The organism is Pedobacter sp. (assembly GCF_041645105.1).
Taxonomy (GTDB): domain Bacteria; phylum Bacteroidota; class Bacteroidia; order Sphingobacteriales; family Sphingobacteriaceae; genus Pedobacter.
On the sequence record NZ_JBAZQQ010000004.1, the window covers coordinates 564,561 to 588,676 of the forward strand.

Genomic DNA, 24,116 nt, shown 5'->3' on the forward strand with positions numbered 1-24,116 from the left:
ATGAACCAATGGGAAAAAAGAGGATAAAAGTATTAGGAATAATCTTTATGCTAACAATAGGTACACTGCATGCACAGCAAATACCTGATAAAGAGAAAAAGACTATAGAAAATGAGTTTGTAAGAAAATATCTAAGTCCGCTGCGTATAGTATGGCAAAGCAGTAACGCGAGAGGGAATATCAAAAACCTAGATCAACTATTGAAAGAAGGAAGCGGGCAGGCAGATTTGTCTGCTGCAGAGTTATGCAGATTAGAAAGCAATGCAACAGAAAAGCCTGCATTTCTGTTAGACTATGGAAAGGAGATACATGGTGGTTTACAACTGGTAACAGGTCGTTGGGAAAATAAAAAGCCTATTAAAATACGTGTAAGGTTTGGCGAGTCGGTGAGTGAGGCAATGTCAGAAATAGGAGAAAAAGGAGCCACGAATGACCATGCAATGCGTGATTTTGTAGTCGAACTCCCTTGGCTGGGTAAGCTTGAAATCGGGAATACCGGCTTCAGGTTTGTGCGGATAGATTTGGTTGACAGCAACGCAATACTGCAATTAAAAGAAGCAAGGGCAATATCCATTTATAGAGATATACCTTACCTGGGTTCTTTCAATAGCAATGATAGCCGTTTAAATAAAATATGGGAAGTGGGCGCTTATACCGTTCATTTAAACATGCAAGAATACTTGTGGGACGGGATCAAACGAGACCGTTTGGTGTGGGTGGGCGATATGCATCCGGAAGTAGCTACTATCAACAGCGTTTTTGGTTATAATGAAGTAGTGCCAAAAAGTTTGGATTTGGCAAGAGATATTACGCCCTTACCAGGCTGGATGAATACAATCAGCACTTATTCTATGTGGTGGATTATATTACAACACGATTGGTATATGCATCAGGGGGATCTATCCTACTTAAAACAACAGCAACCTTATTTAAAGCAACTGCTGCAACTGATTATGTCGAAAATTGGAAAGGATAATAAGGAGCAACTGGACGGAGTTCGTTTTTTAGACTGGCCTTCCAGTGAAGATCAAAAAGGAATACATGCCGGATTGCATGCCATGATGGTTTGGTCATTAACTAAAGGCGCAGAATTATCCGGTATATTGGAAGATAAGGAGACCGAAAAACAATGTGAGGCTGCATTGAAAAGATTGAAAAGCTATGTCCCGGACCACAACAATTCCAAACAGGCCGCCGCATTGATGGCCCTTTCTGGATTAATTTCAGCAGAACAATCAGACAAAGAAGTAATATCTGTAGGGGGAACCAAAAATTTATCTACTTTTTATGGTTATTACATGCTGGAAGCACAGGCAGCTGCAGGGAATTATAAAGGAGCATTAAATAACATCCGTGATTTTTGGGGAGCCATGCTGGATTTAGGGGCCACCACATTTTGGGAAGATTTTAATATGGATTGGATCCCTAACGCATCCCGCATAGATGAAATAATACCGGAAGGTAAAAAGGACATACACGGCGACTATGGGGCTTATTGCTATGTTGGCCATCGTCATAGTTTATGTCATGGTTGGGCCTCTGGCCCCACAGCCTGGTTAACAAGGCATGTTTTAGGAATTAAAGTTACAGCACCAGGATGTAAAGAAATAACCATAACACCACATTTAGATGATTTGGATTTTGCTGAAGGAACATTCCCAACACCTTATGGACTAGTTTGGGTAAAGCATGTGAGGCTAAAAAATGGTAAAATCGAAACCCAGGTTAAAGCACCGAAAGAAATTAAGATTATAAAAGTGTTAGAAAAAAATAATTAATGAGCAGAAAATTTTTAAAAGGTTTACTTTTTTTAATCGGGATCAGCCTAATACCGTTCCTTCTGGTCGCTGCACCTGGTATGAAACCAACAAACTTACGTTGCGAATACAAAGAAAAACCCGTTATAGATGAAAAGGAGCCTCGTCTGAGTTGGGAGCTGATTTCGAACAAAAAAAACGAAGTACAGACGGCTTATCAAATAATTGTGTCCAGTTCTGAAGCTTTGCTTAATGAAGAAAAAGCAGATATGTGGAATACAGGTAAAATCCTTTCAAATGCTACGCATCAAATAGTGTATAAAGGAAAGCCATTAATTTCGGCAAAAATTTATTATTGGAAGATACGAAGCTGGAACAGGGAAGGAAAAGAAGGAGATTGGAGCAAAATATCTACATGGGAGATGGGCTTGTTAAATAAGAAAGAATGGAAAGCAGAATGGATTGGACATAATCTGGATTATTTGAACATCAATAAAAATTATCAGCTCCCGCCGGCACCTTATTTCCGAAAAGAAACAGACCTGAATAAGAAGATTAAAAAAGCTCGATTGTATGTTTCTTCGTTGGGATTAAATGAATTTTACGTAAACGGACAGCGTATAGGGAAATATTATTTTCTCCCCGGCTGGACAGATTATAACAAACGTGTTTACTATGAAGTATATGATGTTACAAGTAATCTGAAAAAAGGTAGAAATGTTTTTGGAGCGATTCTTTCTTACGGATGGTATTCTGGTTATTTGGGGTATGCTTTATTAGTGAAAAGTCCGCAAGTAAGAGCTTTTTACGGAGATACGCCACTTTTAAAAGCTCGTATTGAAGTAGAGTATACAGATGGGACAAAAGAAACCATTGTTACAGACAAAACATGGAAGGCAAATCATGGGGCAATCCGTGAGAGTGATATACTTAACGGAGAAACCTATGATGCCCGATTGGAACTGACAGGGTGGAATAATCCTTACTATAGTGAGCAAAAATGGGAATATGCAACTGTATATCCAGATAAGAGAGAACGGGAATTGCAGGTATATCCCGGAAATCCGGTTCAGATCTTTACAATGTTAAAACCAAAAAATATCATTTCAGGATCAGATGGGAAATATATCGTCGATTTCGGGCAGAATTTTTCAGGAGTAGCCAGATTAAAGGTGAAAGGAAAAATAGGGGACACGATTACGATGCGTTATGGAGAGATGTTACATTCTGATAGCCGTTTGATGACGGAAAACCTCCGCAAAGCAAGAGCTACAGATACTTATATCCTGAAAGGAAATGGCAAAGAAGAAATCTGGACACCAACATTTACTTATCATGGGTTTAAGTATGTAGAAATATCGGGATTAAGGTATGTTCCCACTGCAGAAACACTAACTGGTATAGTATTGAGTTCAGCAACACCACAGGTAGGAACACTTGAAACTGATAATCCTATGGTCAATAAGTTGTATGAAAATATCGTTTGGACGCAACGTTCAAATTATTTTGACATTCCTACTGATTGTCCGCAACGTGATGAACGTTTGGGCTGGACAGGAGACGCTCAGGTATATATAAAATCTGCCGTCTACAATAGTGATATTGCTGCTTTTTTTACCAAGTGGTTGGAAGATCTTAATGATTCGCAATTACCTAATGGAGCCTATCCTGTGTATGCTCCCATGCCGATGAAAAATAGCTTGGCCGCAATAAGAGCATCTGATAGTTATTCTCCCGGATGGATGGAAGCTGGGGTTATTTGTAGTTATGAACTTTATAAAGCTTACGGCGATACACGTATCATCAAGAAATACTGGCAGAACATGAACAAATTTATGCAGTTTCTTGAACAGAAAAGTGCAAATGATTACCTCTTTCAAGAAAGATCATTTGAAGAAATTAGTCCGAAAGGAGGATTTGGTGATTGGCTATCAGTTGGTAATAAAACTTCACCCGATTTATTGGCAACTATGTATTATGCATATTGTACGACTCTTATGGCGGAAATGGCAGGAGCAATAGGGGAAAAAGGAGACCAATCACACTATGAGGAAAATGCAGTGAAAATAAAGAATGCGTTTGGAAATTATTATATAGACAAAACAGGAAAGATTAAGGTCAATTCAGCTATTTATGGAGATGTTAAAGGCTATATCGAATATAATCCAAAAGCAGGATTTCATGGCCATTCGCAGACGGCGTATGCTAATGCTATTTATATGTCGCTATTAACACCAGATGAGCAAGAAAATGCGGGTAGGTACCTAAAAGAGTTAATTGCACAAAATTCTGGAAGACTCGCAACTGGTTTTTTAGGTGTAAAGCCTTTATTACCTGCGCTTTCTTTAACTGGACAGACAGATTTAGCCTATAGACTCTTATTATCTACAGATTATCCGTCGTGGGGATTCGCGGTCGCGAATGGAGCAACAACAATATGGGAAAGATGGAACAGTTATACTAAAGAGAAAGCATTTGGAAATAATGCAGGGATGAACTCTTTTAATCATTATTCATTCGGTTCAGTAAACGAATGGATGTTTGAAAATATGGCTGGTATAAAAAACACGATGCCTGGATTCAGAGAGTTTGTAATAAAACCAGAAATACCTGAAAAAGGAATTGGTGTTGTAAATGCATCTTACCATTCTATAAATGGGAAAATATCCTCTTCCTGGAGAAAAAATGGTAATATACTGAGATTAACGGTGCGTATTCCAGTAAATTCAAAGGCGTTGGTTTATGTGCCCGCTAATACGATTGATCCGGTTTATCTAGATAATAAAAGGTTAGATGAAAAGTCAGAGAATGGTTATGTGTCTATTGAACTAGGATCTGGAGAATATACTTTTTCTTCTATGATCAATTAATAATCAGAGATGTAGTAAGTGAATTCATTTGAAATTAGGTAAATAATTTAAGAGTATTTATAAAAGACTTTAACCTTGGATAAGCCAAATTGGCTATTTGGAAATGCAAAAAGAGTTAGTGATCTTTATTATTTTACTATTGGGAAAAAACTATGTTTCGATTGTAAGAAGTCATTTAATATGTCATCAGAAGATTTGACGCGGTAGTGGAGAATCCCCAAATTCAGCAGACACTGTCTTTTGAATCTGGGGATAGCTATTTACACTTGAATATCCATGTACGATATACCTAGTTTTCTTTTTTATTGTCTTTTCCTGTTTTATGAGTGCTGTAAAAATCGCCTTTGATCCATTGGACTTTGCCGACGTCTCTCATATTTGGGGCAATGATATAGGCACCAGTTTGTGAATCCAGAATTACTATTCCGCTTTCGTTCATGACGGTTTTAAATTTGCCATCATTTTCATCACCGTTGTTTTTGAAACTTATGAGAGAGATGAGCAAAGCTGCGCTGAAGAATCCAAGGATGGTGGACTTTAGATCTAATGTAATTTTCATAGTTTATAAATTAGGTTTTATATGTGTGTTTTAACCAATTTATAAAAATAAACGTTCCAAACCACGATTGATTTGTATCATTAATGATAAGTTTAAATCAACGGTTTGGATGGGTTTTTCCGTTCTGGTTTTAATAACAGGATTTTGAAGTATTCTAGTATAGTTGATTAAAGCAAATCTGCTTTTATAGTTTTCACAGGATTACCTCGTTCAAGAGCATTATGTTCTTGCCATTGGCTATGTTGTTTCTCCATTAGCTGCTCTGTCTGCCAAACCAATAGTTTGGCCTCAAGCCTGGCCATACAAAGTTTCTTATTTTCAAATTGCGATCGCGTATCCATTGCCATTACTTGTATTCCGGAAGGTAGGTGTGTACCTCTTACAGCAGTCTCTACTTTGTTTACATTCTGACCACCAGGACCGGAAGAACGACAAGTTTCCAGCTTAACATCTTTGGGGTTCCAAGCTATCAAATCCTGAATATTGAAGGCTGCTACACCAACAAACCAGTTTTTACGTTTATGATACCTTCTATACGGGCTTTGTGCTATCCATTGTATAGTGCCAGCCCATTCGGCTATAAAAGTATCCAGACTATTTCCTGTGGCCATCATTGTTGCAGACAATAAGGTTCTGTTTAATTCAGCAGGTTTATTTTCCAACACCTGTAATTCAATGCCTTGCTGTTTAGCTTGTTTCATCATCAGGCTTTGGACGCAAGCTACAACCCGGCAGCATTCTGCCGGGCCTTTACCTGAAGTGATTTGTATCATCATCTTTTTCATACTTAATCCTTATTCATTCTAACGATCCTCGGAAAAAACTTGCCTTGAATATCAACCAACTCATGTTGAGCAGTAATTACAGCTTCAATGTCCTTGTATACTAAAGGATTCTCTTCGACTGTTCCTCCAATTAAGCTGACGCCTGCATTGGCAAGCAATTTTTTCATAGCAGAAACCGTCATACTGTCCTTTGCTTTTTGCCGGCTCATGGAACGACCTGCACCGTGCGAAGCGGAGTATAAGGCATTTGGCGAACCTTTCCCTGATACAAGGTATGCTGGGGTAGTCATACTGCCCGGAATAATACCCAGCTCGTTACGATGTGCTGGTGTTGCGCCCTTACGGTGAAGAATAACCTCTCTACCATCAGATAGTTTGTCCTTCCATGCAAAATTATGGTGGTTCTCTACAACATGTATAGCAGTTAATCCTAATGTATTTAACAAGTTGGCATGTATGCGCTCATGGCAGGCTTTTGCGTAATCGCCTGCTAAGGTCATGGTAAGCCAATATTCCTGTCCGGCCTCACTGTTCATATCCAACCAGGCCAATTGTTGTGCGTGGCGAGGAAGCTTGCAGGTGTTCATGGCTATCTGGGTATAATGTCTTGCAATAGCGGATCCCAAACCCCTGCTTCCTGAATGGGATAATAAAGCCACATACTTTTTAGCAGGCAACCCCAAGGTGTTATCGGATAGCATTTCAATCTCACCGAACTCTACAAAGTGGTTTCCATTGCCAGAAGTTCCTAATTGTCTTACGGCCTTTCCCCGTAAAGGTTTTAGAAAAGGAATTTCATTAAATATAGGACTATCCAAAACTTCGTGTTCCTGTCTTATTTCCAGTCCACCTTCCATACCGAAATGGGTATGGTCTTTTAAAGCCTGTTTAATCTGGTATTCAAACCGCTTTATAAAACCATCACTCTCATCAATAATAGAGAGTGCCATACGACAACCAATATCCATTCCAACAGCGTAGGGGATTACCGCATTGTCGGTAGCCAACACACCACCAATAGGTAAGCCAAAGCCCATATGTGCGTCCGGCATTAATGCGCCCTGTACACTGATTGGTAACAGGTTGGCCAACTCCATTTGCTGTTTAGCTGATGATTCGATATGTTTAGCACCATAGGTTTTACAAAATACAGGTTCATCTCTCAACTCATAAGTTTTGAAAGATGGTGTATTGATCTTACCTATAATTTTTTCGGCTATTTTAGCCGTTAATTCATTATCCAGAAATGCTTCTGGATCGTTTTTTATATTTACCAACAGATCCAGCAACTGCTGTTTACTGTGGTGTTTGAAATTTTTAGAAGTTATGCCAATAACGAGGCTTCGCAGCTGATCATTGTGATAACCAATTTTACTTAAATCTTTTGTTCTTAAATTGCCCATGTGGGTTATAATTTCTGATTCGGGATAAGCTTTTTAAGTGCATATCCAGATATGTTATCCATTTTAATATTGATTTTTTGATTTCGATTCGTCCTTGAGAAAGGATATACCCTTTTAAGAGGCTCATTGAGATTCAATGAATTTGAACAGGCAAAATAAGTCATGAGGTTACAATAGTAACCGACAACGTATTCAATAAAACACAGTGTTTGCCTGCCTAATTAGGCAATGAGCGAAAGGGGCGATATGTAGATTTGCTCTGTCATGATTCCTTGATATTTATTGTTAACAGATCAGGAATTAGGTGCAAATATAGAGAAATTCTTTTGATCCTTAATGCCATTTGAGAATAATACTTTATACTTACGTTGCAGAAATTTTTATAGTTGTTATCGGGGGGATATTTTGGTTGTTACTTTTTTTAATTGAATTTTATCCAATATGACAGTTGATAATAAACTTAAAATCCTATTTGGAATTACATCTATGGTACTTTTGTTTACCTTGATTATAAAACTGAATTATGTTCCGGGAGGAATGATTTTATCGGGACTTTTTTTAGGAGGGATGTTGCTAATAGGAATTCTAATGGGATGTTTTGTATTAACGAGCATTTTAAAACTAGTATTTAAATACAACTCTTTTCTAACTTTATTTTCAATAGTGACAACGATTTCATTTTTGATCTTTCATTATAAATTGTACTCTCCAACGTTGAAAATAATTGTCCCAAATGGTTATAAGGGTGAAATTAGCTTAGTTCGTTCTAATATTGAAGAAAATATTTTAGTAGTAGATAGTAATGGGATTGGTTACTTAAATGAATGGACATTTAAAAAAATATATACTAAGCCAATTGTTGAACAGGTAAACGGAAAAAAACTTGAGAGCGAACTTGTTTGGTATAATTCATCAACTTTCTGGTCCTATGGAAGGACTTGTTGTCTTCATGGAAAGCACATCGAAAGTAAAAGTTTTAAGATAGTACCTGCAAATAATGATCCTGATAGATATTATCCAGCTGAGAGTTTAATAGAATTAGTTGATGAAAAACTTGTCGTCTTTTTTAATAGTAGTATCCCTCATTAAGGATTTCCTGACTTATCTGGCCGTAAGATAATTGAGTTTGACACTTTTCATTCTAACAGTTATTCAGATCTATAGAATGCTAAATTAAACAGTTAAAAGGAACTTAGACAGATTTCCGGATAATTTTAGATTTCAATTAACTGATCGTGAGCAGATTGAACTGGTCACGTTCTGTGACCGGTTCAAAATGTTAAAACATTCTACCTCGTTAATGTATGCATTTTCTGAAGTTGGAGTGGTAATGCTTTCATCAGTGCTTCGCAGTCAAGTTGCCATAAGTGTGAGTATCCAAATTGCTAATGCCTTTTTAAAAATGCGAAGATTTCTAAAAGATAACGCTGAAGTGTTTTTGCGAATAGAAGTTACGATTTTTCGCCTTTTATACAGTCCGATATTTTGGAAGGGTTGCACTCTGGGTAGAGTGTGGGGTATTGCGTAGCCGACTCTTTTTTATATCTTCACATTTTTTTAACCTACGAAAACTAAAACCACCATTTTTTATGTCACCTAATAAGCGTTTAAAGGTTGGCCAGGGTCAAATTAGTGGATACATCTCCATTTTTTTATCCATCCTGGTATTGCTTGGAATCTTCTGCTTTCGTTATCCTGAACAGCTAACTACACCTGAATTTAGAGAGGTTTACACTAAAGAAAGTATGGAAACTTTAATGGCTGGAGGCGTCATCGCTACGTTTTTCTTTGCTTTACTTAGTTTAATACTTAGCAAAAGAATAAAATGGGCATTGATAGGTTCCGGAATTGCTGGTATCGCTATTCTTTTAGGTGCTTTTACAGTGGAAGGTCGGGCTGTTGAAAAGACAAGCTGGCATTTTGGGCTGGATTGGTTGGTGCTTGATTTACTGCTCATGACGGCTATTTTTATTCCTTTGGAACTTTTCTTCCCTAAAAATAAATCACAAACTAAGTTTCATGAAGAATGGCGGACTGATCTAATGTATTTTGTGATCAGTCATCTTTTTATCCAGTTTTTTGGCATAGTCACCCAAAAACCCGCTGTATTATTCTTTGGTTGGATTGGTTTGGATAAAATACATGACTGGGTGCAGAGTTTACCTTTTTTACTGGCCTTATTTCTGGCTTTTTTTACCACAGACCTTTTCCAATATTGGGCACATCGTTTTTTTCACACGCGTGTAGCCTTGTGGAGGTTTCACTCCATACACCATTCTACAAAAAGTATGGATTGGTTGGCAGGTAGCCGTACCCATTTTATAGATATATTTTTTACAAGAGCTATGACTTTCATTCCCTTGTATATTCTGGGCTTTTCTTCTACCGTTTTTAATGTATACATTATTTTTATAGCCATTCATGCAGTTCTGATACATGCCAATACCCGCATTAATTTTGGTTTTTTAAAATACATATTTACTACTCCTCAATACCATCACTGGCATCATTGTGAAGATCCGAAGTATTATGGGCATAACTTCGCTTCGATATTTCCCTTTATTGATCTGATTTTTGGTACGTACTACCTTCCAGGTAAGAAATGGCCAGCCGGAACAGGTGTACATGAGGCTCAATATCCGAAAGGGTTTGTAAAACAGTCAATTTACCCTTTTACAAAAAGTCCATTTGATACAGATTTGAATATGGATGAGCGTAGCGAACGATAGTGGGCTACTTACATGTCCCCAGATTCAGCAGACACTGTCTTTTGAATCTGGGGATAGCTATTTACACTTGAATATCGATTTGCGATATACCTAGTTTTCTTTTTTATTGTCTTTTCCTGTTTTGTGAGTGTTGTAAAAATCGCCTTTAATCCATTGGACTTTGCCGACGTCTCTCATGTTTGGGGCAATGATATAGGCACCAGTTTGTGAATCCAGAATTACTATTCCGCTTTCGTTCATAATGGTTTTAAATTTGCCCTCATTTTCATCACCGTTGTTTTTGAAACTTATGAGAGAGATGAGCAAAGCTGTGCTGAAGAATCCAATGATGATGGATTTTAGGTCTAATGTAATTTTCATGGTTAATAAATTAGGTTTTATATGTGTGTTAAAATCAATTTAGAAAAAATAAACTTTCAAAACCACGATTGATTTGTATTATTGATGATAAGGTTAATTTTGAAAAACATAAAACCAAAAGGACTGCCTAGATAACCATTACCTGATCCATTTGTATGGTTAGGTAATGGTTATTTTGAATTCCTCCATATTTGCTACCTTTGTGTCGAAATCGCGGTATGGGGCTTATTTACGAATCTACGTCAGACACTGAACTGCTGGGCTTGCTCAAGTCTGGTGATAGATTGGCTTATACTGAAATTTATAACAGGTATAAGTTGGTGCTGCATACCCATGCTTATAAATGGATGCGGGACCGGGAAGAAGCAATGGATATCATTCACGAACTTTTCACAGTGTTATGGGACAAACGCGAAAGCATTCAATTCAGTTCCAGCCTATCGGGATATTTATACATTTCACTAAGGAATAAGATTTTTAACAGGGTTTCAAAAAAGAAATTCGAAGCTCAATACATCGATTCGCTCCAGGAGTTTATCCAGAAGGGGCATTGTATTACCGATCATCGCATTCGCGAAAAACAGCTGTCAGAACTTATTGAAAAACAAATATCTGCTCTTCCTGCTAAAATGAGGCAGGTATTTGAACTCAGCCGCAAGTCGAATTTGAGCCATAAAGAAATCGCTGAACAACTACAGTTATCGGAGCAGACGGTTCGAAAACATATCCAGCACGCACTTCGGATTTTGAAATCCAAACTGGGATTAATTATTTTTTTATTTTTATTTACCCCATAAGGATTTTTCATTTGTCTTCCATATTATAAGCTAAACATATACGCTCTATAAAATGAAAGAACCAAACGCAAAAGAAATATTAAACAGATACCTCGAAGGAAAATGTACAGAGGAGGAAGCAGCTTTGTTGGAAAGCTGGCATTTAAGCTATCCGCTTGATGCAGTTGAAGATATTGATTTTGACGAACAGACTAAAGATTTGGATAAAGTATGGGCCGCTTTACAGGAGCAGGAGCCAGTAGTGAAAAGAGCCAGACTTTGGCCAAAGTTAGCTGCTGCTGCTGCGGTAACACTTGTGGCGGGAATTGGAGTGTTTTTTTATCTGCAAAAAATTAAGGCAGAAAAAGAACAGATTAGGCTGGCTTCGGGTTTGCTTCCTGGTAAAGATGATGCGGTTCTGACGCTTTCAAACGGACAAAAAATTATTCTTAATGAAACTGCGAATGGTCAGGTCGCTCAGCAATCTGGGATTACCATTACCAAGGCAGCAGATGGTACAATTATTTATAACAGTAATGTTTCGAATGGAAAAAGCCAGGGTGGCAAAATGGAATACAATACCATCGCCACACCAAGAGGAGGTAAGTACCAGTTAAACTTGCCTGACGGAACTAAAGTTTGGCTAAATGCAGCTTCATCATTAAAGTTTCCTGTAAATTTTGCTGCAAATGAACGCAGGGTAGAATTGAATGGTGAAGCATATTTTGAAGTTTCTAAAAATAAGCAGCGTCCTTTTCACGTTAAGACTACCGAACAGGATCTGGAAGTGCTGGGGACACAATTTAATATCAATGCCTTTAAAGATGAGGTAGAAACCAGAACGACACTACTTGAAGGCGCGGTGAAAATACTTCCCTTTAATTATCATTCTAATTTAGCGAATCCTGTTGAGGCTATATTGAAGCCGGGTCAGCAAGCTGTATTGGGTAGTCAGGGACTAAATATTGTAAAGGCGGATGTTGGCGAGGTAATGAGCTGGAAGAATGGAATGTTCCAGTTTAACGATACGGAACTGAGCAGTATTATGCGCCAGGCCTCAAGATGGTATGATGTTGATGTGGTGTATGAAGGAAAAATACCTGCAATCAGATTTAGTGGTGAAGTATCCAGAAGCGTAAATGCAGCTGCTTTTCTGGATATGTTAAAATATCTGGATGTGAAATTTAGTATTGAAAGCCTTGGGGGAAACAAAAGGCGAATTGTTGTTTCCAGATAGATCAGAAATTAATCAGTTAAACTTAAATAAAACGAATGAAAATAAACTTACCACCAAAGTAGCGAAACCCAAAGGTAACTGAATAAAAAAACCGGGAAAAGTGTTGAAGCACCTTGCCCGGTATAGACTCGGATTGCAGTCCTTGTCGGCGTTCAGTCAATCAATTTCAGTTTATCCCGATTTACATCAGGATGAAAAACATGTTACAACTTCTTAATTATCAACCAAACCTTACAAATGTATGTATTTTATTAATACTTCAATTGGTATGGACAAGCCTTGGTTTGCGCCATATTTTAAACTATTTAAGGGCATTTATAAGCGCTTCGCACTTATGAATCCCGTTACGAGAAGACGGATTATTATGCGAATTAATCTTATTGCTGTTTTGATTACCATGACCTTAATGCAGGCTGCGGCCAGTAGTTTTGGTCAGACTGTTACCCTGCATAAAAAAAATGCAGACCTTAATGAGGTACTTAAAACAATCAGGAACCAAACAAATTACACTTTCCTTTACAACAGTCATGTTTTAAAGGGGGCGAGACCGGTTAGCCTTAATTTAGAAAAGGCATCTTTGGAAGAAGCGCTGAAAGCTTGTTTCGAGAACCAGGATCTTACTTTCAAGATCATAGAAAAAACAGTATTGGTTAAAAAGAAGGAAGTTGGAATTCTGGATAAAGTAGCCAGTTTCCTGAATGCCATTGATGTGAGAGGTAAAGTGGTGGATGAAAATGGATTGCCACTTCCAGGTGCTACTGTACAGATCAGAAACTCTACGAAAACAGTACTTACCAATGAAAAAGGAGAGTTTGAGCTAAAAGGTATAGATGAAAAAGCCACCCTGGTAATTTCCTTTGTTGGTTATACTTCAAAACAAATTCCGGTAAGTCAGGCCTCGCCAATGGTGATTAGCTTACAGCCTAATCCGGCTGAACTGGCGGAGGTTACTGTTGTATCAACCGGTTATCAGAATATTCCGAAAGAACGTGCTGCAGGATCTATTGAGGTAATTAATGCCGATAAAGATCTGAAAGGTAAGTTACAGGCTAATATTTTAGACAGGATTGAAGGGATGTCGGCTGGTTTGACCAGTTATAAATCAGATGGAAACACACAAAATTTAATTCGTATTCGTGGTGTATCCACATTGGCCGGGGAGACGAAACCATTATATGTAGTAGATGGTTCTCCGTTTGAAGGCGATATCCAATCTATCAATGCCGCCGATATTGAAACGATCACCGTATTGAAGGATGCTACGGCTGCTTCTATCTATGGAGCGCGTTCGGCCAACGGGGTCATTGTCATCAATACCCGTCGTGGTAAAAAAGGACCGGTAAGAATCGCTTACAATGGTATTGCTAAATTTACGCCCTTACCTGACCGTGACTACGCGAACAAGATGAGTAGTTCAGAGTTGGTGGATTTCCAGAGAGAGATGTTTAATTACAGATCGGGATCTTACAGCGGAATAGATCCACGTAAAGCTATGAATGATGTTTACAGATTGTATTACGATGCAAGGGAAAATGTTATTACCGAGGCTCAATTGCAATCTGCATTAGAACCATATAGAAATAACGACAGGTATGATCAGGTAGTTGATAACCTGCTTCGTAAAGCTGCCATTAACCAGACACATAATATCTCCTTTTCAGGTGGTTCAGATTTTTACACTTATAACTTAAGTGGTAACTATATGTTAAACAATCCTTATGAGCGTGAGCAAAGTTCCAGTCGTATTGGTTTTAACCTGAACAATACTTTCAATTTTACCAAATGGATGAAGGTTGACGTTGGGGTGATCAGTAGTAAGGTAAATGAAGACTATGACAATGGTATATTGGGTATGAGTTTGTTGAATGCCGGCAAAGCGTCGTATTTCATGCTGAAAGACCAAAATGGCAGAAATGTAAATTGGTATAATTCTAAATCTCAGTTTGAAATTGACCGTCTGAATGCTTTAGGCTTGCAGGATGAAAACTATTCACCTCTGAATGAGATGAATAAAAAACACTACAACAATACCAGTAATTACCTGAACTTAAATTTCGCAGCAAACTTTAAAATCATTGACGGATTATCAGTAAATGTACTTTATCAAAAAGAAAGAACTGATAATTATACTAAGCAGTATCTGACTAAAGATGCCTATGATGTGAAAACGATGATTAACAATGCAACTAAAAAGTTGCCAGCTGGTGGTCATTCTTTCCTGATTCCAATAGGCGGACAGGTAGATGAAACCCGCGCCGATCAGAATTCTCATACCTTACGTGCACAGGTTAATTTCAATAAATTATTTGGAGATAAGCATAGAATCGATGTAATTGCGGGTGCTGAACAGCGTGGTGTATTGACTACTTCGTCTAACCTGTATAAATATGGTTATAACGATAATAGCTTGAGCTATAGTTCAATTGATGAACGCATATTGTCTACAACTGTGGATGGGACTGAGTCTTTATTTGGAAATTTTATATATGAAAGAAAGGAAAAAGGTTTCATTAATGTTGAAAACAGGTATGTTTCCTTTTATGCCAATGGTTCTTATACCTACGATCGTAAATTAACTTTTACCGGAAGTATCCGTATGGATCAATCAAATTTATTTGGTACAGATCCTAAGTATCAATATAAACCACTTTGGTCTACCGGGGTAATGTATGTATTGACGGAGAATCAAAATGATTGGCTGGACCGTCTTGTAGTTCGTACTACTTATGGCATCAACGGTAATATCCCAAAGGATAGTGGGCCATATATGATTATAAAAGATTATACAAGTCCCAATCCTCAAACGCAGGAAGCACGTGCTTATATCTATAGCCCACCAAATGATGGTTTAAGATGGGAAAAAACAAAAGTTACAAACCTGGGACTTGATTTTAGCTTTTTGAAAAGCCGTTTCACAGGATCCATCGAGGTTTATAACAAATCTACCAGTGACCTTTTAGGCGATTTGGCTTCTGACCCTACCATTGGATGGAGTAAGGTTAAAGTAAATTATGGAAGTATGACAAATCGCGGAGTTGATTTTACTTTTAAAAGTAAGAACATGACAACTGCTGATTTTACCTGGAGTAGCGGTTTGAATTTCAATTACAATAAAAATAAATTAACGAAGTTGGAGGTTACTGACAATAGCATGTATTCATATCTGGATAAAGCACAAAATAGGTTAGGTAAACCTATGGATGCCTTGTATAGCGTTCGTTATAAAGGATTGGACAATGCAGGTCGTCCTATTGCGCTGACTAAAGATGGCAGGGAAGTTAAAAGTACAGCTGACTTATCCGTAGATGACCTGATTTATGAAGGTACGACAACACCTCCATTTGCTGCCTCATTGATGAACAATATGAGCTACAAGAATTTCGATTTGTTCTTTATGTTTATTTATTACGGAGGTCATGTTATGCGTGAGGTGCAGTCACCATATCTAAGCAAGTTTGCTGAATTAAACTATACCAGCAATATGGACAGAGCTGCTTTGAATTACTGGAAGAAACCTGGTGACGAAAACATTCCGGATATTGCACCAGGCTTTTTAAGTGCCGCACCTCCAACTATTGCCAACATCTGGGAAGCCAGACATCAGTCTGTTCAAAAGGGTGATTACATTAAGTTGAGAGATGTTACTTTAAGTTATAATTTGGCTAATGAGCTCTTAAAAAGAAATCATATCCAAAACATGCGTTTCAGTTTCCAGGTGCAAAATCCATGGAGATGGGCTGCAAATAGACAAAACCTGGATACCGAATCATGGTCTGTAGCTTACTATAATGAAAGGCGACAATATTTTGCGCCTTCAAGGGGAATGGCAGTTCCAACAACTTATTCTTTCGGCATATCTGCTAACTTTTAATTGAACTCTAATGAAAAAGATATTTATCGCTATAATATTCGCAGCAGTCGCACTTTCTGGCTGTAAAAAATACCTTGATATAAGACCGAAGGGCTATAGCATTCCTGAATTTTATGATGACTATTTCAAGCTTCTAAATGATGGAGCATTATATAATGTGTCTGCTGCCTATCCAAATTTTTTAACTGATGATGTTCAGTCCGGGGTGGCGGGAGATGTAAATTTAGCCTCAGATTATTCAAACTATGCACCCTATAAGTTGAAAATGTATGATTTTCAACATGGTGCACTTTATAATGACGGGGAGTCTGATTCATTTTACGAGCCTGCTTATGCACATATATTTGTTTACAATACTGTAATCAATAATGTGGAAAAGGTACTGGATGGTACTGAGGCAAAACGTAAACAGCTTAAAGCGGAGGCTCAAATTAATAGAGCATTTGAGTACTTTAATCTGGTAAATGCATACGCAGTACATTATGATCCGGCTACAGCCGCCACCGACTTGGGTGTGCCATTAGTTTTAACTGAGAATATTAACGCGAAGTATACAAGAAATACTGTTGCAGAGGTTTACGAGTTGATAAAAAGAGATCTGGAAGAGGCATTACCTAATTTAGCTTTAACAGCTCCTCATAAATATCGTCCAACAAAGGGTGTGGGTTATGCCTTCTTAAGTAAATTAAATTTGTATATGGGGAATTACGCTGAAGCGCTAAAAAATGCTGAGGAGGCCCTGAAATTAAATGGTGATTTAATTGATTATAGAACCTATACTACAAAAACGGGGACTACCTGGGGAAGGGTAATAGATAACGCTGCCGTTGCATTCCCTAAACTTAAAGATAATAAGGAAAATATCTTGGCAAGGTCATCAGCCGCCAGCTCTTCAAATATTTTCACTGAAGTTTATGCAAGTGAGGATTTGTTAGCAACCTATAAAGCAGATTTACCTAACGGAGCTGTGGATAAACGTTTTTCATTGTTTTTCCTAGAAGATGAAGCTAATTTTGGATCAAAAGTTATTTCTTTTAAAGGTAGAGTATTATGGGGTGCTTACGTAGAGTTTAATACAGGTTTCAGTACACCAGAATTGTATTTAATCGCAGCGGAGTGTGAAGCTAGGGTAGGAAGCAAAGACAATGCGCTAAAATACCTGGATAAATTACGTAATGCACGTATTGTTGGTAATGTACCGTTAGTTGCTGCTACAAATGATGATGCATTGAAAATTGCTCTTAATGAAAGAAGAAGAGAAATGCCTTATTCAGGTACTACCCGATTGGTAGATCTTAAGCGTTTGAACAAAGATCCTCGTTTTGCAAAAACAGTTACACATAAAACTGAAACGACAACGTTCACATTAGCACCTAACGACTTACGTTATGTCCTACCAATACCACCGAAAGTATTGGCACTTAACCCAGGCATTCCGGTTTACAACCGTTAGTATTAATCAATTTATCGCGGACCGACGAACTCAAATTCTTCGGTTCGCATTTTTAAAACCAAATTATGAGATCATTAATCTTTTTGTTTCTGCTGATTGCAGCCATTACTACCAATGCCCAGGAGGCAATTAAATTTAACCAGACTACTACCTGGAACGATACTAAAGCAAAGGCTGCCGCCGAAAGTAAACTGATTTTTTTAGATTGCTATACTTCATGGTGTGCACCTTGTAAATGGATGGATAAAAATGTATTTACCGTACCTGCTGTAGCTAATTTCTACAACGAAAATTTTATCAATGCGAAAATTGATATGGAAAAGGGTGAGGGAATAGAGTTACGTAAAAAATATAATGTGCAATCTTTCCCGACATTCTTGTTTATCAATGATAAAGGAGAAGTAATACATAGAACAGGTTCCAGGATGTCTGTTGAGGAATTTTTAGCAGAAGGACAGAAGGCTGCGAACCCAAAAAAGAACCTTTCGTATTTAAATAAGAAATATGAAGAAGGATCGCGTGATTTGCCATTTTTACTGGATTACTACTTGGTTCTGAATAAATCAGATAGAATGAAGTCAGACAAAATCGGAAAGGATATTATTAATATTATCTCTGAAAAAGAATTAAACACTGAGTTCGGTTGGAAGGTTATTGAGACATTAGCAAGAACTGAAAATGATAAATTGGGTAAACATTTTATCGCTAATGAAAGTGCGTACACAAAATGGGGTAGTCAGGCTCAGTTAGACAAGTTAAAAGATCGTTTGGTAACGAGCACTATGTATGGCTATATCAATACTAAAGATGAAGTAGCTTTTATGAACAAACTGCCTTACTTTAAAAATTCTGATCAACTTGAGCGTAGAAAGCAAGGTATAATGTTGGAAGCAGATTTTTACCTTAGTACTGGAAAGACTAAAGACTATGTGAAAGTAACCAACAAGGCGTTAAAAAATGAACTGAAGAATGATGCAGAGAAACTTAGCTTTCTGGCAAGAAGAGCATCAGGAGGGAAAGGTGGAAGTGATGGTATATCAGTAGCCATTCAAAAGCAGGCGTACTTAATGGCTAAGCGCGCAGTCGCAATTGAACCTGAAGAATACAGTATTCAATCCACTTTTGCCTGGGTATGTCTGGCGATGAAAAAGAAGCCTGAAGCATTAGCTGCGGCTAAAAAATCAAGAACACTGGCAGATGCGGAGACTTCGAAAATTCAAAAGTTAGCGCAGGATCTGTTGGATAAAGTTGAGGCTTTGTAAAAACGAATAATAATGTTGAAGGAATAAATAGAAAAGAGGGTGTAAATGCAATGCCCCCAAAAAGTTAGATACTTTCTGGGGGCATTTTTATGATAAACTCTATGGGCACGAGACAGTATACCTGGTATTGTAATCCTTCCAAAATATCGGACTGTATAAAAGGCGAAAATTCGTAACTTCCATGTTAAGGAACAACTATTGACGGAACGGCCAGTTGAATTGCTCTTGTTAACAATTTAAAAATCAAAATTATGGCACTTATTAATCCTCACATTAACTTCAACGGAAATGCCGAAGAAGCATTCAATTTTTACAAATCAGTTTTTGGCGGAGAGTTTGCAATGATTATACGTTTCAAGGATATGTCAAGTCCTGAAGTCCCAATTTCAGAAAATGAAGCAAACAAAATAATGCATATTGCTTTGCCTATTGGCAAAAATATTCTAATGGGTAATGACGTTCCGGAATTTATGGGAAGAGTTAATGAAAATGAAAACAGAAGTAAAATTTCCATAAGTGCTGAAAGCAAAGAAGAAGCTGATAAATTATTTAATGGACTTTCAGTAGGTGGAAATATTGAAGTTCCAATTGCTGACAGCCCTTGGGGTTCATACTTCGGAATGTTTAGAGACAAATACGGAATTGAATGGATGGTAGATTTTGACCCAAAATATAAAGAACAAATTTAGATATACTGAATATGAAATTTCGTGAAGCAACAATAGAGGATATTAATCAAATTCAAATTGTTAGAAATTCTGTAAAGGAGAATACTTTATCAAATCCGGCACTTGTTACCGACCAAGATTGCAATGAGTTTATGTTTAAACGAGGTAAAGGTTGGGTTTGTGAAATAGAAAATCAGATTGTTGGTTTTGCGATTGCCGATTTACAAGATAATAATATTTGGGCTCTTTTTCTTCTTCCGGAATTTGAAGGAAAAGGTATCGGCAAGAAACTTCATGAAATAATGCTAAACTGGTATTTTGAAACAGGGAAAGAATCTGTCTGGCTTGGAACTTCACCAAACACTAGAGCGGAAAAGTTTTATGAAAAATCAGGGTGGAAAAGAAACGGGATGCATGGCAAAAATGAAGTGAAATTTGAAATGTCAAAACAAGATTGGGAAAAAAGTAAGTTCGCGAATTCTTGCTTGGGAAAGCTCCTTTAGCACGCTCATAAAATAAATGTAATTACCCTTGTTATTCTAAGTTAAATTTCTAAAATTTGGAATAAGCGCTTACTTAAATATCTCTCTAACCCAATAATAAATTAACGCATGTTCAAAAATCCCTTTTCTTTTAATGGTAGGATACGTAGGCTCGAATATGGGCTAAGTAATTTGATTTTTTTAGTAATATATATACCATTATCTCTCTTTTTAAAGAGTGAACAACAATCTCCATTTTTCTTATTCGCACTTCTATTCGGATTTGTATCTCTATGTTGGTTTATACTAGCTCAAGGAGCTAAGCGCTGCCATGACAGAGGGAATGTTGGCTGGTGGCAGTTATTGCCATTTTATGGGCTGATACTATTGTTTTATAGTGGTGACATTGGAGATAATGAATATGGTCCAAATCCAAAGGGGTTGAATTTTGATTTTGGTAGAGAAGGAGCAGCTGATAGCGTGGTTCAACCTATTGATGATGTGGATGAAGATGGGATCATAAAAGAATAGTATGTTTTACGCTGTCCTTATTCTACTTATAGTTTCTTATGTGATTTATGGTATTGTTCAGGTTTTGAAAGAGAAGTCCCTAAGTCTTGTAGTTAAGATTACTTGGATCATTATTATAATCGTCTTGCCTGTTTTAGGTACTGCTGGTTATTTGAGGACAAGTTTTAAGGAGAGACATGGTAGGTGGTAGGGGATATGTAATTATGTTACTCTTAACACGACTTTCGCGTTAGTGAGGGCAGCATAAATAGAAACATTTTAATGACCGATATTTCATATGAGAAACAGCATAATCACACTAATATTTTTTATAACAACATTAACCGCTTTTGGACAAAAGAAAATGGAAAATAAATTTTTCACTTGGGACAATTTCGTTGATGGATTTAGTAAAGAAATCGTAACTGCCGAAGATGTTTTTAATAACATGGTCAAAAACGGTTTAAAAGACTACTTCTTGATAGAAATGGATTTCACTTTTATTTCAGATAAAAAGGAAAAATTAGAAAAACTTGGAGAATTTATTAAGACACATTATCCATATTCAGTTCAAAAAGTGGAAAAATTCGAGGGCATTTGGGAAATAAATGGAAAAACCAACGAAATGCCAATAACAGTAGATAATTTAATGTACTGGGTTTTGGATATGTATAAAAGAGGCTATGAATTTGATGCAACTCTTGATGCTTATGGTGGACTACATGATCCGAAAGCACCCAAATATCTTGACTTGGATACATTAAAATCTGCCCCCTTCTTTAACAAAGGAATGGAGTGTTACAGTAAAGGTGATTTAAGTGGAGCAATATTTAATTGGAGTTTGACTATAGCAATAGACCCGAAAGACCCCAATGCATATTATTCAAGAGCAATAGTTAAAAACGAACTTTATAAATGGAAATCGGCACTCAAGGATTACGACAAGGCGATTGAAATTGCTCCAAGGTTTACAAGTGCATTATTAAACAGAGGCGCGCTTAAAGACGAGTATGAAGATTATCAAGGAGCAATTGCAGACTATGAAACAGCACTTCAAATTGACAACATAAAAATAGAAGATAAACAGCAAACCTATTTTAATTTAGGAAATACCTATTTAAACCTTAAAGACAAAAAGAGGGCTTGTGAAAATTGGAATAAAGCACTTGAACTTGGGGCAGATTACGCAAAAGAACGAATTCTTGAGCATTGTAAATAGATCTATCTGTATTTGCCAGAGGTAGCAAGACATCCCGCACAAGGCTATACCAAATAAACATTGCTAGATTCTGGAAAGAAATTTCAAGTACATTGTTTATCGTAAAATTGAGCCTCTCTATAAGGGGAGTTGAGTATAACCTCAAAATTCTAAAAGAATCAGGTAGATTAATTTTGAAAATATTTATATATCATTGTCCATGTTAAGCTAATTTTATATATGGTCCAGGGCAATAAGCAATCAGAAATTTCAGATTTTACAGGTTTTGACTCCCTGTTTATGAAAAATCATCAGTTTCTGTGTATGGTAGCTACGAATATCGTCCGTGATGATTTTGTAGCAAAAGATCTGGTTCAGGATTTTTTTGTTAAATACTGGCAGAGGAAGGACCAGTTAGCACCAAAGAATTTTGAGGCCTATGCTTATCGCTCTGTGAAAAACAGCTGTCTGAATTATCTTAAGCACCAGGTTGTAGAAGATAAATATTATGTAAATGTTTCTCAGTCCGTTCTGGAGTCTTTATCAGATGAAACACAGGATGATGGAGAAGAACTTCCAGAACGTGTACGCCGTTTAAAGAGGATTCTTGAATTACTGGATGAATTGCCCGCTGACCGCAGAAAAGTGTTTGAACTCCATGCTATAGAAGGTTTGAGTTACCTACAGATTGCAGCTCGCCTGGGCATTTCAGTAAATACAGTGAAAACACAGCTCCGCAGAGCTTATTCAACGCTGCGCGGAAAGGCCATTACGATCTTGGTTTTGTCTTGCTTACTTAAATATTTTTAGCTCATCATCAGTTGGTTATGATTTTTATTGGTTTGTTTCATATTTTTTGTCACCCATTATCACTAAGGTGTTGTCAATGAGGTAAGATGGATAAAAACGCGGAAAATTTAGATTGGGACCAATTACTGCAAGCACTGGAGCAAGACCATTCAGTTGGTAAGACTTTGACTCACGTGGAACTGGAGTTGTTGGAGGAGCTGAGAGGAATTAAAGGGGAAACCGCTGAGCTATTGCAGGGTTATCGCAATTTCGATACCAGCACGGAACTAGCCCGCGCTAAAGCACGAATTTATCCTGTTGATCATTCAATCGCAGTAGAACCGATACGGCGAAAAATTAACATCTGGCCTCGTCTGGCTTCGGTAGCAGCAGCCGTACTTTTGGTTATTGGTGCTGGCCTTTTCTATTTCACCAACTCTGGACGCCCAGGTAATGAAATCCAGCCGGGAGCTAACAAAGCTTATTTAACACTTGCCAATGGGCAGAAAATTTCTTTAAATGATGCAGGCAGTGGCCAATTGGCTAAAGAAGCAGGTGTGGAAATTACTAAGACTGCTGATGGTCAGATTATATATTCGATCAGTAGTGATACGCAACATCATACTGATTTGGTGAATACCATTGAAACTCCGAAAGGTGGCCAATATCAGTTGCGTTTACCTGATGGTTCCAGAGTTTGGCTTAATGCTGAATCAAAATTAATTTACCCAGTTTCTTTTGCAAAGCGTGGGAGACGTGAAGTTAATTTGACCGGTGAAGCGTATTTTGAAATATCAAAAGACAAAAAACATCCGTTCATTGTAAAATCGGCTGACCAGGAAGTAGCAGTACTAGGTACAAACTTTAACCTGAGCAGCTATCCAAACGAAACGGTAACCAAAACGACGCTTTTAGAAGGTGTTGTACAGGTGGCCAATCATAGCAATAAGACTGTTGTGCTTAAACCTGGTCAGCAAGCTGTTGTAGATCGGGAACATCTTTTGGAAATACAGGTTAGGGAGGTGAAAGACCTTGAAATGGCGATAGCGTGGAAAAATGGCAATTTTTACTTTGTAAATGAAAGCCTGGAAGGTGTGATGAAAAAGATAGCACGCTGGTATGACCTGGAAGTTATATTTCAGGGCAATGCCGGAGAAATCAGAATGGGAGGGGTAATCTCCAGAAAGGTAGTACTTTCTCAAGTGCTGGAACTTTTGGAGGAAACCACATCCTGCGACTTTGAAGTTGAAGGAAGAAAAGTACTAATCAGAAAAAAGAATTAAATAACCAAAATATAAACCACTTAAGAACCAAATAACCAAAATGAACAGAACTATACGATAATGGTATTAAACTTTATGGTTAACTAAAAAAAGAAACCGGATAGTGAGTCGAAGCACTATCCGG

General features: G+C 37.5%; 20 protein-coding genes and 1 pseudogene. 17 read left to right on the top strand and 4 right to left on the bottom strand.

Going from position 1 to position 24,116, the window contains the following annotated elements; translation table 11 throughout:
- Positions 1-8: 8 nt before the first annotated feature.
- Both WC623_RS15665 and WC623_RS15670 read left to right on the top strand, forming a co-directional pair.
- Positions 9-1,778, top strand: a complete 1,770-nt coding sequence (locus tag WC623_RS15665) for an alpha-L-rhamnosidase C-terminal domain-containing protein (RefSeq protein ID WP_372852721.1) — start codon at positions 9-11, stop codon at positions 1,776-1,778.
- Entirely contained in the window at positions 1,778-4,627 is a 2,850-nt protein-coding gene (locus WC623_RS15670) for a family 78 glycoside hydrolase catalytic domain (protein ID WP_372852723.1), read from the top strand. The genes WC623_RS15665 and WC623_RS15670 overlap by 1 nt, the downstream gene beginning before the upstream one ends.
- A gap of 289 nt (positions 4,628-4,916) precedes the next feature.
- Here the strand turns inward: WC623_RS15670 and WC623_RS15675 are convergent, their stop codons facing one another.
- From WC623_RS15675 to WC623_RS15685, 3 genes are all read right to left on the bottom strand, one after another.
- Entirely contained in the window at positions 4,917-5,186 is a 270-nt protein-coding gene (locus WC623_RS15675) for a hypothetical protein (protein WP_372852725.1), read from the bottom strand.
- A gap of 167 nt (positions 5,187-5,353) precedes the next feature.
- A complete protein-coding gene (gene prfH, locus WC623_RS15680) occupies positions 5,354-5,962 on the bottom strand; it encodes a peptide chain release factor H (protein ID WP_372852727.1) in 609 nt (202 codons plus the stop codon).
- Positions 5,963-5,973: 11 nt separating this feature from the next.
- A complete protein-coding gene (locus WC623_RS15685; RefSeq protein WP_372852730.1) occupies positions 5,974-7,374 on the bottom strand; it encodes an RtcB family protein in 1,401 nt (466 codons plus the stop codon).
- A 441-nt stretch (positions 7,375-7,815) separates the two neighbouring features.
- Here WC623_RS15685 and WC623_RS15690 point away from each other — a divergent pair, with 441 nt between their 5' ends.
- The 3 genes and pseudogenes from WC623_RS15690 to WC623_RS15700 all read left to right on the top strand — a co-directional run bounded on the left by WC623_RS15690 (position 7,816) and on the right by WC623_RS15700 (position 10,103).
- On the top strand, positions 7,816-8,463 hold the full coding sequence (locus WC623_RS15690) for a hypothetical protein (RefSeq protein ID WP_349788454.1): 648 nt from the start codon (positions 7,816-7,818) through the stop codon (positions 8,461-8,463).
- Positions 8,464-8,566: 103 nt separating this feature from the next.
- A pseudogene (locus WC623_RS15695) lies at positions 8,567-8,902 on the top strand (ORF6N domain-containing protein); the annotation flags it as partial.
- A gap of 61 nt (positions 8,903-8,963) precedes the next feature.
- On the top strand, positions 8,964-10,103 hold the full coding sequence (locus WC623_RS15700) for a sterol desaturase family protein (protein WP_372852732.1): 1,140 nt from the start codon (positions 8,964-8,966) through the stop codon (positions 10,101-10,103).
- A gap of 90 nt (positions 10,104-10,193) precedes the next feature.
- On the opposite strand, the gene WC623_RS15705 is transcribed toward WC623_RS15700, so the two are convergent.
- On the bottom strand, positions 10,194-10,463 hold the full coding sequence (locus WC623_RS15705) for a hypothetical protein (RefSeq protein WP_372852734.1): 270 nt from the start codon (positions 10,461-10,463) through the stop codon (positions 10,194-10,196).
- A gap of 218 nt (positions 10,464-10,681) precedes the next feature.
- On the opposite strand from WC623_RS15705, the gene WC623_RS15710 reads away from it, so the two are divergent.
- From WC623_RS15710 to WC623_RS15765, 12 genes are all read left to right on the top strand, one after another.
- Complete coding sequence (locus tag WC623_RS15710; protein WP_372852736.1) at positions 10,682-11,260, top strand: RNA polymerase sigma factor; 579 nt, start codon at positions 10,682-10,684, stop codon at positions 11,258-11,260.
- 52 nt (positions 11,261-11,312) lie between these two features.
- Positions 11,313-12,476: a FecR family protein gene (locus WC623_RS15715; RefSeq protein WP_372852738.1), complete on the top strand. Its 1,164-nt coding sequence runs from the start codon at positions 11,313-11,315 to the stop codon at positions 12,474-12,476.
- A gap of 241 nt (positions 12,477-12,717) precedes the next feature.
- Positions 12,718-16,347: a SusC/RagA family TonB-linked outer membrane protein gene (locus WC623_RS15720; RefSeq protein WP_372852740.1), complete on the top strand. Its 3,630-nt coding sequence runs from the start codon at positions 12,718-12,720 to the stop codon at positions 16,345-16,347.
- 10 nt (positions 16,348-16,357) lie between these two features.
- A complete protein-coding gene (locus WC623_RS15725) occupies positions 16,358-17,800 on the top strand; it encodes a RagB/SusD family nutrient uptake outer membrane protein (protein WP_372852742.1) in 1,443 nt (480 codons plus the stop codon).
- A 65-nt stretch (positions 17,801-17,865) separates the two neighbouring features.
- Positions 17,866-19,062, top strand: a complete 1,197-nt coding sequence (locus WC623_RS15730) for a thioredoxin family protein (protein ID WP_372852744.1) — start codon at positions 17,866-17,868, stop codon at positions 19,060-19,062.
- Between the two features lie 251 nt (positions 19,063-19,313).
- Complete coding sequence (locus WC623_RS15735; protein WP_372852746.1) at positions 19,314-19,751, top strand: VOC family protein; 438 nt, start codon at positions 19,314-19,316, stop codon at positions 19,749-19,751.
- 11 nt (positions 19,752-19,762) lie between these two features.
- Positions 19,763-20,233, top strand: a complete 471-nt coding sequence (locus WC623_RS15740) for a GNAT family N-acetyltransferase (RefSeq protein WP_372852748.1) — start codon at positions 19,763-19,765, stop codon at positions 20,231-20,233.
- A 108-nt stretch (positions 20,234-20,341) separates the two neighbouring features.
- Positions 20,342-20,743 (top strand): DUF805 domain-containing protein, encoded by a 402-nt coding sequence (locus WC623_RS15745; protein ID WP_372852750.1) that lies wholly within the window; start codon positions 20,342-20,344, stop codon positions 20,741-20,743.
- A gap of 277 nt (positions 20,744-21,020) precedes the next feature.
- Positions 21,021-21,941, top strand: coding sequence for a tetratricopeptide repeat protein (locus WC623_RS15750; protein WP_372852752.1), 921 nt, complete (start codon positions 21,021-21,023; stop codon positions 21,939-21,941).
- Entirely contained in the window at positions 21,938-22,147 is a 210-nt protein-coding gene (locus tag WC623_RS15755) for a hypothetical protein (RefSeq protein WP_372852810.1), read from the top strand. Before WC623_RS15750 ends, WC623_RS15755 begins: the two co-directional genes overlap by 4 nt.
- Positions 22,148-22,160: 13 nt before the next feature.
- Positions 22,161-22,730: an RNA polymerase sigma-70 factor gene (locus tag WC623_RS15760; protein WP_372852754.1), complete on the top strand. Its 570-nt coding sequence runs from the start codon at positions 22,161-22,163 to the stop codon at positions 22,728-22,730.
- Positions 22,731-22,816: 86 nt separating this feature from the next.
- On the top strand, positions 22,817-23,992 hold the full coding sequence (locus WC623_RS15765) for a FecR domain-containing protein (protein WP_372852756.1): 1,176 nt from the start codon (positions 22,817-22,819) through the stop codon (positions 23,990-23,992).
- Positions 23,993-24,116 lie beyond the last annotated feature (124 nt).

What these genes read in the sequence shown, in the direction of transcription:
- WC623_RS15735 (WP_372852746.1), top strand. Translation starts at nt 19,314, where the DNA reads ATGGCACTTATTAATCCTCACATTAACTTCAACGGAAATGCCGAAGAA.
- WC623_RS15665 (WP_372852721.1), top strand. Translation starts at nt 9, where the DNA reads ATGGGAAAAAAGAGGATAAAAGTATTAGGAATAATCTTTATGCTAACA.
- WC623_RS15765 (WP_372852756.1), top strand. Translation starts at nt 22,817, where the DNA reads ATGGATAAAAACGCGGAAAATTTAGATTGGGACCAATTACTGCAAGCA.
- WC623_RS15705 (WP_372852734.1), bottom strand. Translation starts at nt 10,463, where the DNA reads ATGAAAATTACATTAGACCTAAAATCCATCATCATTGGATTCTTCAGC.
- WC623_RS15675 (WP_372852725.1), bottom strand. Translation starts at nt 5,186, where the DNA reads ATGAAAATTACATTAGATCTAAAGTCCACCATCCTTGGATTCTTCAGC.
- WC623_RS15690 (WP_349788454.1), top strand. Translation starts at nt 7,816, where the DNA reads ATGACAGTTGATAATAAACTTAAAATCCTATTTGGAATTACATCTATG.
- WC623_RS15745 (WP_372852750.1), top strand. Translation starts at nt 20,342, where the DNA reads ATGTTCAAAAATCCCTTTTCTTTTAATGGTAGGATACGTAGGCTCGAA.
- WC623_RS15730 (WP_372852744.1), top strand. Translation starts at nt 17,866, where the DNA reads ATGAGATCATTAATCTTTTTGTTTCTGCTGATTGCAGCCATTACTACC.
- WC623_RS15700 (WP_372852732.1), top strand. Translation starts at nt 8,964, where the DNA reads ATGTCACCTAATAAGCGTTTAAAGGTTGGCCAGGGTCAAATTAGTGGA.
- WC623_RS15715 (WP_372852738.1), top strand. Translation starts at nt 11,313, where the DNA reads ATGAAAGAACCAAACGCAAAAGAAATATTAAACAGATACCTCGAAGGA.
- WC623_RS15740 (WP_372852748.1), top strand. Translation starts at nt 19,763, where the DNA reads ATGAAATTTCGTGAAGCAACAATAGAGGATATTAATCAAATTCAAATT.
- WC623_RS15685 (WP_372852730.1), bottom strand. Translation starts at nt 7,374, where the DNA reads ATGGGCAATTTAAGAACAAAAGATTTAAGTAAAATTGGTTATCACAAT.
- WC623_RS15720 (WP_372852740.1), top strand. Translation starts at nt 12,718, where the DNA reads ATGTATTTTATTAATACTTCAATTGGTATGGACAAGCCTTGGTTTGCG.
- WC623_RS15725 (WP_372852742.1), top strand. Translation starts at nt 16,358, where the DNA reads ATGAAAAAGATATTTATCGCTATAATATTCGCAGCAGTCGCACTTTCT.
- WC623_RS15710 (WP_372852736.1), top strand. Translation starts at nt 10,682, where the DNA reads ATGGGGCTTATTTACGAATCTACGTCAGACACTGAACTGCTGGGCTTG.
- prfH (WP_372852727.1), bottom strand. Translation starts at nt 5,962, where the DNA reads ATGATGATACAAATCACTTCAGGTAAAGGCCCGGCAGAATGCTGCCGG.
- WC623_RS15760 (WP_372852754.1), top strand. Translation starts at nt 22,161, where the DNA reads ATGGTCCAGGGCAATAAGCAATCAGAAATTTCAGATTTTACAGGTTTT.
- WC623_RS15670 (WP_372852723.1), top strand. Translation starts at nt 1,778, where the DNA reads ATGAGCAGAAAATTTTTAAAAGGTTTACTTTTTTTAATCGGGATCAGC.
- WC623_RS15750 (WP_372852752.1), top strand. Translation starts at nt 21,021, where the DNA reads ATGAGAAACAGCATAATCACACTAATATTTTTTATAACAACATTAACC.